The organism is Nonomuraea sp. NPDC049637 (genome assembly GCF_040675235.1).
GTDB lineage: Bacteria > Actinomycetota > Actinomycetes > Streptosporangiales > Streptosporangiaceae > Nonomuraea.
The window spans coordinates 133,367-149,262 of sequence record NZ_JBFAOM010000025.1 but is presented as its reverse complement, the minus strand read 5'-3'; the positions used below and the strand labels follow the sequence as shown (position 1 = coordinate 149,262).

The window sequence follows — 15,896 nt, the reverse complement described above, 5'->3', positions numbered from 1 at the left end:
CCCCGCCCCCAACAGCCCGCCGACGCCGGCTGGGCCGCCCGCCCGTCCGCCCCCCAGACCCCCGACGCTTCCTGGCCCTCCCACCCCGCCCCTCAGGGCTCCGACGCACAGTGGCCTGCCGGTCCCGCCGCCTCCCAGGGGTCGAACGCGCAGTGGCCCGCTGGTTCCGGCTCGCAGGGCTCGGTCGCGCAGCCCGCTGCGCCAGGCGCGGCAGCGGCCGCCGACGACGCCGAAGCGCCCCGCGGCAGACGTTCCCAGCGGGGCAGACGTGCCCAGGCAGGCGCGGAGACCGGCCGGGGCCGGCGTGCCCAGGAGGGCGGAGAGGCGTCCCGGGGCAGACGCGCCCACGACGGTGGGGAGACGGCTCGCGGGAGGAGGCGGGCGCCGGACAACGACGACTCCGTCTGGGCCGCGAGCATGGACGACCTGGCGGAGGCCGCCCGTACGGGCCGCCGCAGCGCGGCCACCGGCGGCGGCGAGCAGTCCCGTCCGGGACGCCGGAGCGCCCCCGCCGACGACGGCGGGCACGACGACGCGGCTGAGGGGTTCGCCGGGTTCGGGGCGTCGGGATCGTCCGCGGAGTCCGGCAGGACCGGGGAGTCCGCCGAGTTCCCGACCGGCTCCGGGTCACGCAAACGGCGCCGCACACCGCGCTCCGACTGGCAGTTCCCGGTGCTCACCGAGTGGGGCCTGCGTCCGCAGCAGCAGCGGCTGATCGTCATCATCGCCACCGTCATCGGCGTCGTCGCGGGCGCGGCGGGGCTGGTGGCGGTCGTCGGCTCGCTCGGCGAGTACGCCCCCGAGCGGGAGGCCAGCGCCGCCGTCCTCGGCCCGGACGCCGCCATGCCCATGTCCTACCAGGGCTGGAGCTCGCCCAAGCTGTTCGCGGCCCTGGCCGACCGGGCCAAGGACAGCCGGGAGCTCACCGACAAGGAGGTCTTCGGGCAGAGCGAGCTCGCGGTCTCCAAGAAGCTCACGCTCAAGCTCGCCGCCAAGCGCATCGACGCCGACTGCTCGGCCGCCCTGTGGGGCACGGCCCTGCTGGAGAAGGTGGCCGACGCCGACTGCCTCCAGGCGGCCCGCGGCCTGTACGTCAGCTCCGACGGCCGCTACGTCGGCCAGTACACGCTGCTCAACCTCAAGGACGGCCAGTCGGCCGGCGACCTGGTCGAATCCCTGAAGACGCTCTACCGGGGCGGCTGGGCACGGCCGTTGACCTCGTCCAAGGCGGCCTTCCCGGCGGGCGGCTACTCCGAGGGCGGCGGCTACGCGCTCGGCCACTACGTCGGCCTCGTCTGGCTGGGCAAGACCGACGGCCTCGACCCCACCGCCCGGGACGACTTCGTCTCCGTCACCCTGGCGCTGCGCGGCGCCGAGAAGTCCGTCTACCGCCGGGTCGTCGCGATCACGGGGCCGGCCTCGTGATGTCCCGTCGTGTGGTCGTGGTGGCGGGGGCGGCCGTGGGGGTGCTGGCGGTCGCCGTGGCCGGGTGGTTGTGGCTGCGTCCGGGGGAGCCGCGGCCGGCCGCCTTCCGGGGCGAGCCCACCTCGGCCTTCTACGCGGCCGTCGACTCCCGTCAGGCCGACGCCGCGCCGCTGACCGCGCAGGAGGTCTTCACCGCCGAGACGCAGACGCTCGGCGCGCTGCGGCGGGTCTCCACGCAGGAGCACGACGACTGCGACGAGGTCCTGTGGGGAGCGTCGGCGTCGGGGTGCACGCAGGTGCTGGCGGCGGCGTACGAGGGCGACGGGCTGGCCGGGCAGTTCGCCATCTTCAACCTGCCCGACGGGCGCGCGGCCGACGCCCTGGTGGCGGCCCTGGGCAAGGACGGCTTCGTCCGGCAGGACGCCGCGTTCGACGCCGCCCGCAGCCGTGCCCAGGCGCGTGCCATGGGCCACTACGTGACGGTGAGCTGGGCGGGCGGCACGGTCTCCGCCGACGGCCTGGTCACGGCCCTGGTCGCCCTCGACGGTCTCGGCCGCGTGGTCCAGAACCGCATCCTCGCCGCCACCTGACCGTCCGCCCCCGTCCGGCCGCCTGCCGCCCGGTGTGTCGCCGACAGGTCAGGGGGTTGTGGTGGTGAGGGCGGTGACGGTGGTGGAGACGGCGGCGGGCAGGCCGGTCAGGCGGTGGAGGGGGGCCTCCAGCACGGTCAGGTCGTCGGACCAGGGAGCCGTCTGGCGGATGAGGGTGCGGGCCTCGTTCTTGGTGAGCGCCGTGCCCTGGTCGCGGGCCACCGCGACGAGGGCCTCCCGCCAGGTGTTGGCGAGTTTGGCGTGGCCGTTGTCGAGGATCCGGCGCAGCGCCGCCTCGGCCGCACCGGCGGGTTGCGGGCGGCGTACGGCGTCGAGCGCCCCGCCCGTGCGGCGGAACTCGTAGACGGCGGACAGCGCCTCGGGCAGCGGCGGCAGGTCGGACCCCCACACGCGCACCTGCGCGGCGCGGGTGGCGAGCAGCACGCGGGGCAGCGCCGCCTCCAGCCCCGGCGGCAGCGCGACGGCCACCCGCTCGACGGCCGCCGCGTACGGCTTGGCCAGCCAGGTAGCCAGCCGCACCCGGGGCTGGGGAAGCTCCTTGGGCCACTCGCCCACCAGCAGGTCAGCCTCGAACCCGGCCAGCTCGGGCGCCGGCGCCGCCGCGGGGGCCGACTCGACCGACTGGGGGCCCTGGGTGTAGATGGCTGTGGCCTGACGGCCCAGCCGGGCGTTGACCGCCGGGCGGGTCTTGGTCGTGGGACGCAGCAGGTAGAGGTCGGCGGCCGAGCCGATCGCCTCCGCCCCGAAATAGCGATTGAAATCCGGATAGATCGCCTCGTAGGCGAGGTTGAGCTCCGCCAACGCCTGCTGGACCTTGAACGCCAGCATCGGCGTGCGCTCGCTGGCCCCGTACGCCACCAGCACCCGCCCGTCGTCCTTCAGCCCCTCCACGGCCCGCGCCGCGAACAGCCCGATCCCCTCCGGCGTGTACGGCGGGTCGGTGAACGCCAGGTCGTGCTCCCGCGCCGAGGCCGGCAGCCCGAGCCGCAGGTCGGCCCAGCGCGTGCGCACCCCGAGCCCCTGCTCGTCGATGTAGGCCAGGATGCGCTCGTCGACGTCGACCACCGTGACGTCGGTCTCGGGATGGACCAGCTTGACGGCCAGCGAGGTCAGGTCGTGGTCGCCGACGCACAGCAGCCGCGCCCCGGGCAGCCAGAACCGCGCCCCGAGCAGCAGCGCGCGCCGCAGGGCCGTCTCGGGGGTGGCCGAGACGTGGTCGAGCACGTGACGGGCCCGCGGCGCGCCCGCGACCAGCGCGGTCAGCCGTTCGAGCACGCCGGGGTAGTGGGGGAGCAGGTGGGCCACCGGGTCTTCGGGCGGCGGCGCCATGGCCAGCAGATCCTGGTAGGCGGGTGTGTCGCCGGGCGGCACCCGGAATTTCTCGCCCGAGCGTTCCAGGCGCACCTCGCGCAGCAGGGCCTCGACGGTCCGCCTGGAGGTGGCGGTCTCCCTGACCAGGCCGGCCAGGGACCACCACTGGCCGTCGCACAGGAGGGTGAGGGCGTGCCGCAGCCGCCTGCCGTCGACGCCCGCCTCGGCGAGCAGGCGCTCCACCCCGTCACGATCCATGCGCCAACCCTATCGAGGGGCGGGGCCGGGTCCGGCCGCCCGCCGGGGAGGGCCGGGCTCGTCCGCGGTGAGCTTACGAGGCTCCTGAGGGTCATGGGACAACAGGGGCGTGACCTGGGAATTCTGATGGCCGGGTCCGGGGTTTGGGATGGTGAGTTCGGATGCTGGAACCTTGCGCAATGTTCGCAATGCGGACGTGGCGGGCACCATTCCGGCAGCGTGCGGTAATCTCTACCCACGATATGCAGCAGGGCCAACGTCGTCCCCGCCTGTAGAGCAGTTCTTGACAGACGAAGACGACGGGAGGGATTCAATGCCTGCTGCCCACCTCGGATTCCCCGAGCCTCAGGGCCTCTACCACCCCGCCAACGAGCATGATGCCTGCGGTGTCGCCATGGTCGCCGACGTCGCCGGACGCCGTGGGCACACGATCGTGGTCAAGGCGCTGACGGCGTTGTGCAATCTCGATCACCGGGGAGCCAAGGGTAGCGAGCCGGACACCGGCGACGGAGCCGGGATCCTGACGCAGATCCCCGATGGGTTCTACCGCGCGAGCGTGCCGTTCGCGCTGCCCGAGGCCGGCGCGTACGCGACCGGCATCGCCTTCCTGCCGGCCGACGAGCAGGCCAGGGGCGTGGCCACCGGCCTGATCGAGGAGATCGCGGCCGAGGAGGGCCTCACGGTGCTGGGCTGGCGGGACGTCCCCGTCGACCGCGACCTGCCGGGCCCGAGCGCCCGCGCCGTCATGCCGCACTTCGCCCAGCTCTTCGTGTCGAGCCCCGGCGGCGAGCAGGGCCTCGACCTCGACCGGCTGGCCTTCTGCCTGCGCAAGCGGTCCGAGCACGAGGCGGACGTCTACTTCCCCTCGCTGTCGGCCCGCACGGTGGTCTACAAGGGGATGCTCACGCCCGACCAGGTGGAGCCGTTCTTCCCCGACCTGAGCGACGAGCGTTACGAGAGCGCGATCGCGCTGGTGCACTCGCGCTTCTCCACCAACACCTTCCCGAGCTGGCCGCTGGCCCACCCCTATCGGTACGTGGCGCACAACGGCGAGATCAACACGGTCAAGGGCAACCGCAACTGGATGCGGGCCCGCGAGGCGATGCTGGCATCGGCCCACATCCCGGGCGACATCTCGCGGCTCTTCCCGATCTGCGACCCCGACGGCAGCGACACCGCCAGCTTCGACGAGGCTCTTGAGCTGCTGCACATCGGCGGCCGGAGCCTGCCGCACGCGGTGCTGATGATGATCCCCGAGGCGTGGGAGAACCACACCGAGATGGATCCGGCGCGCCGGGCCTTCTACGAGTTCCACTCCTCCCTGATGGAGGCGTGGGACGGCCCGGCCTCGATCACGTTCACCGACGGCACCCTGGCCGGGGCCGTGCTCGACCGCAACGGGCTGCGTCCGGGGCGTTTCTGGGTGACCGCCGACGGGCTGGTCGTGCTGGCCTCGGAGGCCGGCGTGCTGGACTTCAAGCCCGAGGACGTCGTCCGCAAGGGCCGCCTGCAGCCGGGCCGCATGTTCCTCATCGACACTGCCCGCGGCAAGATCATCGAGGACGACGAGATCAAGGCCGAGCTGGCCGCCGCGCACCCGTACGAGGAGTGGCTGCACGCCGGGCTGGTCAGGTTCGAGGAGCTGCCCGCCCGGCAGCGGGAGATCCCCACGCACGAGGCGCTGGTCAAGCGGCAGCAGACCTTCGGCTACACCGAGGAAGAGCTGCGGATCATCCTGTCGCCGATGGCCAGGACCGGCGCCGAGCCGATCGGCTCGATGGGCACCGACACGCCGGTCGCGGTGCTGAGCGAGAAGCCGCGGCTGCTGTTCGACTACTTCACGCAGCTGTTCGCGCAGGTCACCAACCCGCCGCTGGACGCCATCCGGGAGGAGCTGGTCACCTCGCTGGCCAGCGTGCTCGGCCCCGAGGGCAACCTGCTCGACCCGGGCCCGACCTCCTGCCGCCAGCTCGTGCTGCCGTACCCGGTGATCGACAACGACGAGCTCGCCAAGATCATCCACATCAACGACGAGCACGACCTGCCGGGCTTCCACCCGCACGTCATCAGCGGCCTGTACGAGGTCGCCGGCGGCGGCCAGGCGCTGCTCGGCCGCCTTGAGGAGATCAGGGCCGAGGCGTCCAGGGCCATCGCGAACGGCGCGCGCATCATCGTGCTGTCCGACCGCGGCTCCTCCGACACGCTCGCCCCGATCCCGTCGTTGCTGCTCACCGGGGCGGTGCACCACCACCTGATCCAGGAGAAGACCCGGACCAAGATCGGGCTGGTCATCGAGACCGGCGAGGCCCGCGAGTGCCACCACATGGCGCTGCTCATCGGCTACGGCGCCGGCGCGGTCAACCCGTACCTGGCGATCGAGACCGTCGAGGACCTGGTCGACACCGGTGTGCTGCAGATCGGCAAGCACAAGGCGGTGCGCAACCTGATCAAGGCGTACGGCAAGGGCGTCATCAAGGTCATGTCCAAGATGGGCGTGTCCACGGTGGCCTCCTACACCGGCGCGCAGATCTTCGAGGCGCTCGGCCTGAGCCAGGAGGTCATCGACGCCTGCTTCACCGGCACGACGTCCCGCCTGGGCGGCGTCGGCTTCGACGTGCTGGCCGAGGAGACCGCCCAGCGCCACCGCCACGCCTACCCGCGGGCGGAGAACGCCCACCGCAGGCTCCAGGTCGGCGGCGAGTACCAGTGGCGGCGCGAGGGCGAGCCGCACCTGTTCAACCCCGAGACCGTCTTCAAGCTGCAGCACGCCACCCGCACCCGCCGCTACGAGATCTTCAAGGAGTACACGAGCCTCGTGGACTCCCAGGCCGAGCGGCTGATGACCTTGCGCGGCCTGTTCAAGCTGCGCAAGGGGCAGCCGGTCCCGATCGACGAGGTCGAGCCGGTCGAGAGCATCGTCAAGCGGTTCTCCACGGGCGCGATGTCGTACGGCTCGATCTCGATGGAGGCGCACGAGACGCTCGCCATCGCGATGAACCGGCTCGGCGCCAAGTCCAACACCGGCGAGGGCGGCGAGGACCCCGAGCGCCTGTACGACGCCACCCGCAGGTCGGCGATCAAGCAGGTCGCCTCCGGCCGGTTCGGCGTCACCAGCGAATACCTGGTCAACGCGGCCGACCTGCAGATCAAGATGGCCCAGGGGGCCAAGCCCGGCGAGGGCGGCCAGCTCCCCGGCCACAAGGTCTACCCGTGGATCGCCAAGACCCGGCACTCCACGCCCGGCGTCGGCCTCATCTCGCCGCCGCCGCACCACGACATCTACTCGATCGAGGACCTGGCCCAGCTCATCCACGACCTGAAGAACTCCAACCCGGAGGCCAGGGTCCACGTGAAGCTGGTCGCCGAGGTCGGCGTCGGCACGGTCGCGGCGGGCGTGTCCAAGGCGCACGCCGACGTGGTGCTCATCTCCGGCCACGACGGCGGCACCGGCGCCTCGCCGCTGACCTCGCTCAAGCACGCGGGCGCGCCCTGGGAGCTCGGCCTGGCCGAGACCCAGCAGACGCTGCTGCTGAACGACCTGCGCGACCGCATCGTGGTGCAGGTGGACGGCCAGCTCAAGACCGGCCGCGACGTCGTCATCGCCGCCCTGCTGGGCGCCGAGGAGTACGGCTTCGCCACCGCCCCGCTGGTCGTCTCCGGCTGCGTGATGATGCGGGTCTGCCACCTCGACACCTGCCCGGTGGGCGTGGCCACGCAGAACCCCGAGCTGCGCAAGCGCTTCAGCGGCAAGCCCGAGTTCGTGGTCAACTTCTTCGAGTTCATCGCCCAGGAGATCCGCGAATACCTGGCCGAGCTGGGCTTCCGCTCGCTCGACGAGGCGATCGGGCACGTCGAGATGCTCGACACGACGGCCGCCGAGAACCACTGGAAGGCCGGCGGCCTCGACCTGTCGCCGATCCTGCACCAGCCCGACCTGCCCGCGGGCACGCCCAGGCGGCGCACCGTCGAGCAGGACCACGGCCTGGAGCACGCCCTGGACAACACCCTGATCCAGCTCGCCGAGGGCGCGCTCGACGACGGCACCCCGGTCACGCTGGAGCTGCCCATCCGCAACGTCAACCGCACGGTCGGCACCATGCTCGGCTACCAGGTGACCAAGCGGTACGGCGGCCAGGGCCTGCCCGAGAACACCATCGACATCGGCTTCACCGGCTCGGCGGGCAACTCCTTCGGCGCGTTCGTGCCCCGCGGGATCACGCTGCGGCTGACCGGCGACGCCAACGACTACCTCGGCAAGGGCCTGTCGGGCGGGCGGATCACCGTCCGGCCGCACGAGGAGGCGCCGCTCGACGGGCACATCATCGCCGGCAACGTCGCCCTGTACGGCGCCACGTCCGGTGAGGTGTTCGTCCGCGGGGTGGTCGGCGAGCGGTTCTGCGTGCGCAACTCCGGCGCGACGGCGGTCGTCGAGGGCGTGGGCGACCACGGGTGCGAGTACATGACCGGCGGCCGGGTGGTCGTGCTCGGGCCGACCGGGCGCAACTTCGCGGCCGGCATGTCCGGCGGCGTGGCGTACCTGCTCGACCTGCGGCCCGAGCGGGTCAACCGGGAGATGGTCGCCATCGAGACGCTGACCGAGCAGGACGCCGAGTTCCTGAAGGAGACGGTCGAGAAGCACTTCGCCGAGACCGCGTCCCCGGTGGCCAAGCAGCTGCTGGCCGACTGGGACGCCGCGCTCGCCCGGTTCGGCAAGATCATGCCGACCGACTACAAGAGGGTGCTGGCGGCCGCCGAGGCCGCCCGCGCCGAAGGCAGGGACATCGACGAGGCCGTCATGGCGGCTGCGGTTCAGGGCTAGGGAGGCGTACTCGATGGCTGACCCCAAGGGTTTTCTCACGCACGAGCGGGAGCTGCCGGCGCGCCGCCCGGTCGACGTCCGCATCAGCGACTGGCGGGAGGTCTACCAGGACTTCCCGCAGGAGAAGCTGACCAGGCAGGCGGCCCGCTGCATGGACTGCGGCATCCCGTTCTGCCACAACGGCTGCCCGCTCGGGAACCTCATCCCCGAGTGGAACGACCTCGTGTACCGCACCGACTGGCGCGAGGCGATCGAGCGGCTGCACGCCACGAACAACTTCCCGGAGTTCACCGGCAGGCTCTGCCCGGCTCCGTGCGAGGCGGCGTGCGTGCTCGGCATCAACTCCGACCCGGTGGCGATCAAGCGGGTCGAGGTCGAGATCATCGACCGCGCGTTCGCCGAGGGCTGGGTGACCCCGCAGCCGCCGCGGGTGCGCACCGGCAAGAAGGTGGCCGTCGTCGGCTCGGGCCCCGCGGGCCTGGCCGCCGCCCAGCAGCTCACCCGGGCCGGGCACGACGTGGTGGTGTTCGAACGCGCCGACCGCATCGGCGGCCTGCTGCGGTACGGCATCCCCGAGTTCAAGATGGAGAAGCGCCACATCGAGCGGCGCCTGGAGCAGATGCGGGCCGAGGGCACCCGGTTCCGCACCGGCGTGAACGTCGGCGTCGACGTCACCGCGGCCGAGCTGCGCGAGCAGTTCGACGCGGTGGTGCTGGCGGGCGGCGCCACCCAGTGGCGTGACCTGCCGGTCGCCGGGCGCGAGCTCAAGGGCGTCCACCAGGCGATGGAGTACCTGCCGCCGGCCAACAAGGTCCAGGAGGGCGACTACGAGGTCGCGCCGATCTCGGCCGAGGGCAAGCACGTCGTGGTGATCGGCGGCGGTGACACCGGGGCCGACTGCATCGGCACCGCGATCCGGCAGGGCGCCGCGTCGGTGACCCAGCTGGAGATCATGCCGCAGCCGCCCGCGTCCCGGCCCGGCAGCCAGCCGTGGCCGACGTTCCCCATCCTGTTCAAGATGGAGAGCGCGCACGAGGAGCTGGCCGACGGCGGCGGGGAGCGCGTCTACGCGGTCTCCACCACCGAGTTCGTCGGCGACGACGAGGGCAACGTCAGGGCGCTGCGCCTGGTCGAGGTCGAGGGGCCGCAGAACGGCTTCAAGCCGATCCCCGGCACCGAGCGGGAGATCCCGGCCGAGCTGATCACGTTGTCCATGGGCTTCCTGGGGCCGGAGAAGGGCGCCCTGCTGGAGGACCTGGCCGAGGTCGCGGGTGAGGGCTTCTACGACGCCCGCGGCAACGTCGCCCGGGACAAGACGTACATGTCGAAGGTGGACGGCGTGTTCGTGGCCGGTGACATGGGCCGCGGGCAGTCGCTCATCGTGTGGGCCATCGCCGAGGGCCGTTCGGCCGCCTCGGGCGTCGACCGGTACCTGAGCGGGGAGACGGCGCTGCCGTACCCGATCCTGCCGACGGCGCGTCCGCTGGTCTGACCTGCGCGAAGGGCCCCGGAGCCGGACGGCTCCGGGGCCCTTCGTCATTTGCACACTCTGTAAGTCTTGCAGAGTGTGCAAATTCTGCGTAGAGTGCAACACATGGAGAGTCCGGAACAGCGCCGTGAGCGCCGCCGGGCCGAGAAGCGGCAGGCCATCCGGCTGGCCGCGGTGCGGCTGGCGCTCGACGAGGGCCTCGACGCCGTGACCGTCGAGGCCGTCAGCGCGGCGGCCGACATCTCGCCCCGCACGTTCTTCAACTACTTCGCCTCCAAGGAGGAGGCGCTCGTCATGGAGCCGATCTGGCGGCCGGACGACATCGTCGCCCTGCTCGCCGACCGGCCGGCCGACGAGCCCGCCTTCCGCTCGCTCAAGGCGGTGGCCCGGGAGCTCGCCGTGCGCGTGCGCCCGATCTGGGACACCATGCAGCCGTTCATGGAGCTCAGCAACCGCTATCCCGAGCTGGCCGCCCGGGCGCGCGCCGCCGACCAGACCCAGATCATGGAGACGGTCCTCGGCGCCGTGCGGGCCAGGCCCGGGGTCACCGGCGGCATCCACGCCCGGATGCTGCTCATCACGACGTTCGGCGCGATGATCTCGGCCATCCAGGAGTCGGCGGCCACGGATCAGCCGGTCGAAGAACTGCTCGACGAGGCGTTCGCGCTGCTCGAACGCGGACTCTGACACATCGGGAAAGAAAGCGGCGATCGGGGTGGCACCCCCGACCGCCGCGGATTCCTCCTGCCCTCGCGAAAGAAGCAAGGAGACAACTGAATGGTATCGACAATCGCCCAGGAGGCCCCACCGCGGCGCGGCCTCCTGCTCAGCATGGGCTCGCTGCTGCTGTGCCTGTTCCTGGCCGCCGTCGACCAGACGGTGGTGGCCACGGCCACCCCCACCATCGTGGGCGAGCTGAACGGCCTGGAGAACGTGTCGTGGCTGGTCACGGCCTTCTCCCTGACCTCCGGCATCGTCGCGCCGCTCTACGGCAAGCTCAGCGACATGTACGGCCGCCGCCGCCTGTACCTGTCGGCCATCGGCCTGTTCCTCGCCGGCTCGGCCCTGTGCGGGCTCGCCCAGACGATGGCCCAGCTCATCGCCTTCCGCGCCTTCCAAGGCATCGGCGCCGGCGGCCTGATGGTGCTGACCCTGGCGATCTCGGCCGACATCGCCACCCCGCGCGAGCGCGCCAAGTTCCAGGGGGTGTTCGGCGCGGTGATCGGCGTGGCCGCCGTCCTCGGGCCGGTCATCGGCGGCTACCTCACCGAGCACGTCTCGTGGCGCTGGATCTTCTACATCAACCTGCCGCTCGGGGCCGTCGCGCTGGCGGTCGCGTTCGCCGTGCTCCGGCTGCCGCGGCGCACCTCGCCGCACCGGATCGACTGGCCGGGGGCCGCGCTGATCTCCGGGGTGCTGACCTGCCTGACGCTGTTCGCCTCGTGGGGCGGGACGACGTACGCCTGGACCTCGCCGGTCGTCGTCGGGCTCGGCCTGGGGGCGGTCGTGCTGGCGGGGCTGTTCGTGCTGGTGGAGCGGAGGGCGAAGGAGCCGGTGCTGCCGCTCGGCCTGTTCCGCGACCGCACGCTCACGATCGCCACGGCGACCATCGTGCTGATGGCCACCGGGATGGTGGGGGCGGCCACCTTCCTCCCGCTCTACCTGCAACTGGCCGCCGGGGCCAGCGCGTCGAACTCGGGGCTGCTGCTGCTTCCCCTGATGGCGGGCATGATCGTCGCCTCGGCCGTCGCCGGGCGGGTGGTGACCCGGCTGGGGACGTACAAGTGGGTCGTGGTGACCGGGGCGGCGCTGGCGACGGTGGCCGCGTTCCTGTTCTCGACCATGGGGCTGGGGACCGGGGCGGTCACGTCCGGGCTGTACATGGTGCTGTTCGGGGTCGGGCTCGGCATGGTGCTGCAGAACCTCATGCTGGCCGTCCAGGTCAGCGCGCCCGCCGCCGACCGGGGCGCGGCCACGTCGGTGGTGTCCTTCGCCAGGAACGTGGGCGGCGCCGTGGGGGTGGCCGTGCTCGGGGGCGTCTTCAGCGGCAGGCTGGGGCAGGCGGCCCTGGCCTCGGGGGTCGCGGGTGCGGTGCCCGAGTCCGTACGGCCGGCGTTCGCCGAGGCGGTCACCGGGGTCTTCGCGTGGGTCACGCCGGTCATGCTGGTCGGCGTCGTGCTGCTGGCCTGCCTGCCGAACGTGCGCCTGCACCGCGACGCCTGACCCCGTACGGCCTCCGGCTGAGCGGGCTCCGCACGAAAACCCCCAGAGCCCGCTTAGCCCCCCATCTGGCGAAATTTCACACCTAAGTTGCATCAGCCGTTGAGTGTCGGGAAGATGCAGATTCTGCGACAGTCGGTGGATGGGGGAGCAATGCGGCGAGTCGCCTCTGGCCTGACGGCGCTGGCCGTCGCCGCCGCCCTGACCGCGTGCTCGGCCGCCGCCGGCGACCGGGCCACCCCCGAACAGCCCGCGCAGGACGGCCCCACCGGCTCCGCGCAGCCCTCCGCGACCCCTCGCGCCGGCCAGAACCAGAACCTGGTCTTCTACGCCGACGGCAAGCAGGGCGAGGCCCTGGCGGCCGTCAAGCGCGCCGGCGGCACGGTCGTCGAGGAGGACGGCAAGCTCGGCTACGTGCTCACCCAGGGCGGCGGCGACGGCTTCGCCGAGAGCGTCGGCGCCGACCCGGCCGTCGTCGGCGTCTCGCCCGACCGCCGCGTCATCGGCTCCGCCTCCTCCCGCGCCGCCCGTCCCACCGGCCGGGGCTTCCCCGACGCCGGAGCCATGGCCGGGAAGGGCCTGAGCCAGGAGCCGCTGGCCCACCTGCAGTGGGACATGAAGATGATCGGCGCCGACCGGGCCAACGCCAAGGCCCCCGGCGACAAGAAGGTGCTGGTCGGCGTCATCGACACCGGCGTCGACGGCAAGCACCCCGACATCGCCCCCAACTTCGACCGCGAGCTGAGCCGCAACTTCGTCACCGACAAGCCCAAGGACGAGCGCGGCGAGACCCTGGACGGCCCTTGCGAGGTCCCCACCTGCAAGGACCCCGTGGACGAGGACGACGACGGCCACGGCACCCACGTCGCCAGCACCATCGCCTCCCCGATCAACGGCATCGGCATCGCCGGCGTCGCCCCGGACGTGCGGATCGTCAGCATCAGGGCCGGCCAGGACTCCGGCTTCTTCTTCCTCAAGCCCAGCCTCGACGCCCTCACCTACGCCGCCGACATCGGCGTGGACGTCGTCAACATGAGCTACTACGTCGACCCCTGGCTGTTCAACTGCGCCGCCAACCCCGCCGACACCAAGAAGGAACAGCTCGAACAGCGGGCCGTCGTCGTCGGCATGCAGCGCGCCCTCGACTACGCCCGCGGCAGGGGCGTCACGCTCATCTCCGCCCTCGGCAACGGCTCCACCGACCTCGGCCACCCCACGGCCGACAAGCAGAGCCCCGGCTACCCGCGCGGCGACGAGAAGACCCGCAAGATAGACAACTCGTGCGTCAACGTGCCCGCCGAGTCCAAGGGCGTGATCTCGATCTCCGCCGTGGGCCCGTCCGGACGCAAGGCCGTCTACAGCGACTACGGCCTGGAGCAGACCGACCTGGCCGCCCCCGGCGGCGACGCGCTGGACGGCAAGGGCGCCGCGGCCACCCGGTCGATCCTGGCCGCCGCCCCCGAGCACGTGCTCAAGGCCGGCGGCCGGATCGACGCCGCCGGCAAGCCCAAGGGCTCCGACGTCGTGCGCGACTGCCACAAGGGCGCCTGCTCCTACTACCAGTACCTCGACGGCACCTCCATGGCCGCCCCGCACGCCACCGGCGTCGCGGCCATCCTGATCAGCCGGTTCGGCAAGCCCGGCCCCGGCGGCCTGTCCATGGACCCCGCCACCGTCGAGGACCTGCTCTACCGGACCGCCACCCCCGTGGCCTGCCCGACCCCGCGCGCCTACGTCTACAAGGTGTACGGCGAGGACGAGACCCACGAGTGCGAGGGCGACCAGGCCAAGAACGGCTTCTACGGGCACGGCGTCGTGAACGCCTGGAAGGCGGCCACCATAGAGCCATGATGTACCGCCTGCTCGCGGACGCGGTGATGGTGACGCACTTCGCCTTCCTCGCCTACGTGGCCGTGGGCGGCTTCGTGGCCTGGCGGTGGCGGCGGACGATCTACCTCCACCTCGCGGCCGTCGGCTGGGCCGTGGTGACACTCGTCACCCACGTGGACTGCCCGCTGACCGTCGCCGAGGACTGGGCGCGGCGCAGGGGAGGGCTGCCGGGCCTGCCGCCGAGCGGCTTCGTCGACCACTACATCGAAGGCGTCGTCTACCCTGAACAGTACGCGAACTTGGTACGGCTCGGACTCGCCGTTCTCGTGTTGTTCTCCTACGTCGGGTACGTTCTCCGTCGTCAGTGACTGCCAAGTGGTCTGTACCAATTAAGGTAGGACTCGTGACTCGTCGCGCGAAAATCGTCTGCACCCTAGGCCCAGCCACTTCGTCCAAAGAACGCCTCCACGAGCTGATCTCCGCGGGCATGGACGTGGCACGGTTCAACCTCAGCCATGGCAACCATGACATGCACAGAGAGGTCTACGACCGGGTCCGGGAGGTGGCGGCCGACCTCGGCCGCGGTGTAGGCGTGCTCGCCGACCTGCAGGGCCCCAAGATCCGCGTCGGCACCTTCGAGGAAGGGCCGGTGCGCCTCGGCTTCGGCGACGTCTTCACCATCACCACCGAAGACGTGCCCGGAGACCGCGAGCAGGTCTCGACCACCTACAAGGGCCTGCCCGGCGACGTGCGTCCCGGTGACAAGATCCTGGTCGACGACGGCCGCCTGGTCCTGGAGGCCACCCGCGTCGACGGCGACCGCGTCATCACCCGCGTCGTCATCGGCGGCATGATCTCCAACAACAAGGGCCTCAACCTGCCGGGCGTCAACGTCAGCGCGCCCGCGCTCACCGACAAGGACGAGGCCGACCTGCGCTGGGCGCTGCGCACCGGCTTCGACATGATCGCGCTGTCCTTCGTCCGCCGTCCCTCCGACGCCGACGTCGTGCGCAACATCATGGAGCAGGAGGCCGTCCGCCTGCCGCTGCTCGCCAAGATCGAGAAGCCGCAGGCCGTCGACCGCCTGCCGGAGATCGTCGAGGCCTTCGACGGCATCATGGTCGCCCGCGGCGACCTCGGCGTGGAGCTGCCGCTGGAGCAGGTGCCGATCGTGCAGCGGCGCATCATCGGGCTGTGCCGCGAGAAGGCCCGCCCGGTCATCGTCGCCACCCAGATGCTCGACTCCATGATGAGCGCCCCGCGCCCCACCCGCGCCGAGGCCAGCGACGTCGCCTACGCCGTCATGGACGGCGCCGACGCCGTCATGCTGTCGGGCGAGACGTCGGTCGGCAGCTACCCCATCGAGTCGGTCGCGACGATGGACCGCATCGCCTGCGCCGCCGAGAAGTCGTCCCTGCACGCCACCCACAGCCTGGAGCGCCTGCCGGAGACCACCGGCGGGGCCATCGCCAGGGCCGCGGCCGAAGTCGGCGCGATCGTCGGCGCCAAGGCGCTGATCGCGTTCACCATGTCCGGCGAGACCGCCCGCCGACTGGCCCGCTACCGCTCGCCGATCCCGCTGCTGGCCTTCACCTCGGCCCCGCACGTGCGCGGGCAGCTGTCGCTGACGTGGGGCGTGGAGACGTTCCACGTGCCGTTCGTGCACCACACCGACGACATGGTCCGGCAGGTGGAGGCGTCGCTGCTGTCGCTCGGGCGGCTGGAGAAGGGCGACAAGGTGGTCATCGTGGCCGGCTCGCCTCCCGGCACGCCGGGCAGCACCAACGCGCTGCGGGTGCACACCATCGGCTCCGCGGTCTCCCACGCGAACTGACCCGCCACGTTCCGCGCAGGCTCGCCCGGACGGGTGAGCCTGCGCCGGGACGTCCTGTGGGCCCCCTCCGTGGCGACGGCCGGCGGAGAGGGCCCCTGA

10 protein-coding genes are annotated in these 15,896 nt (G+C 72.0%); 9 read left to right on the top strand and 1 reads right to left on the bottom strand.

Translation table 11 applies throughout. The annotated features are described in order from the left end of the window. Positions 1–1,425: hypothetical protein (locus AB0J71_RS30585; protein WP_364417226.1), on the top strand; the 1,425-nt coding region annotated here is incomplete at its 5' end. Continuing rightward, positions 1,425–2,015 carry a hypothetical protein gene (locus tag AB0J71_RS30580; RefSeq protein ID WP_352327947.1) on the top strand — a complete coding sequence of 197 codons (591 nt, stop codon included), beginning with the start codon at positions 1,425–1,427 and terminating at the stop codon, positions 2,013–2,015. The genes AB0J71_RS30585 and AB0J71_RS30580, both read left to right, overlap by 1 nt. A 48-nt stretch (positions 2,016–2,063) precedes the next feature. Here AB0J71_RS30580 and AB0J71_RS30575 read toward each other — a convergent pair whose 3' ends face one another. Next, positions 2,064–3,605 carry a bis-aminopropyl spermidine synthase family protein gene (locus AB0J71_RS30575; protein ID WP_364417224.1) on the bottom strand — a complete coding sequence of 514 codons (1,542 nt, stop codon included), beginning with the start codon at positions 3,603–3,605 and terminating at the stop codon, positions 2,064–2,066. A 313-nt stretch (positions 3,606–3,918) separates the two neighbouring features. On the opposite strand from AB0J71_RS30575, the gene gltB reads away from it, so the two are divergent. The 7 genes from gltB to pyk all read left to right on the top strand — a co-directional run bounded on the left by gltB (position 3,919) and on the right by pyk (position 15,797). Then, complete coding sequence (gltB, locus tag AB0J71_RS30570) at positions 3,919–8,424, top strand: glutamate synthase large subunit (RefSeq protein ID WP_352327945.1); 4,506 nt, start codon at positions 3,919–3,921, stop codon at positions 8,422–8,424. A 13-nt stretch (positions 8,425–8,437) separates the two neighbouring features. Then, the gene (locus AB0J71_RS30565) at positions 8,438–9,916 is read left to right on the top strand and encodes a glutamate synthase subunit beta (RefSeq protein ID WP_352327944.1); all 1,479 of its coding nucleotides are present in this window, start codon (positions 8,438–8,440) and stop codon (positions 9,914–9,916) included. A 102-nt stretch (positions 9,917–10,018) separates the two neighbouring features. Continuing rightward, positions 10,019–10,600: a helix-turn-helix domain-containing protein gene (locus AB0J71_RS30560; protein ID WP_364417222.1), complete on the top strand. Its 582-nt coding sequence runs from the start codon at positions 10,019–10,021 to the stop codon at positions 10,598–10,600. A gap of 90 nt (positions 10,601–10,690) precedes the next feature. Then, the gene (locus AB0J71_RS30555) at positions 10,691–12,136 is read left to right on the top strand and encodes an MDR family MFS transporter (RefSeq protein ID WP_364417220.1); all 1,446 of its coding nucleotides are present in this window, start codon (positions 10,691–10,693) and stop codon (positions 12,134–12,136) included. 150 nt (positions 12,137–12,286) lie between these two features. Beyond that, a complete protein-coding gene (locus AB0J71_RS30550) occupies positions 12,287–13,984 on the top strand; it encodes a S8 family serine peptidase (RefSeq protein WP_364417218.1) in 1,698 nt (565 codons plus the stop codon). Continuing rightward, positions 13,981–14,331 carry a DUF2784 domain-containing protein gene (locus AB0J71_RS30545; RefSeq protein WP_352327604.1) on the top strand — a complete coding sequence of 117 codons (351 nt, stop codon included), beginning with the start codon at positions 13,981–13,983 and terminating at the stop codon, positions 14,329–14,331. Before AB0J71_RS30550 ends, AB0J71_RS30545 begins: the two co-directional genes overlap by 4 nt. Positions 14,332–14,366: 35 nt before the next feature. Then, on the top strand, positions 14,367–15,797 hold the full coding sequence (gene pyk, locus AB0J71_RS30540; RefSeq protein ID WP_352327603.1) for a pyruvate kinase: 1,431 nt from the start codon (positions 14,367–14,369) through the stop codon (positions 15,795–15,797). The last annotated feature ends 99 nt before the right edge of the window (positions 15,798–15,896 follow it).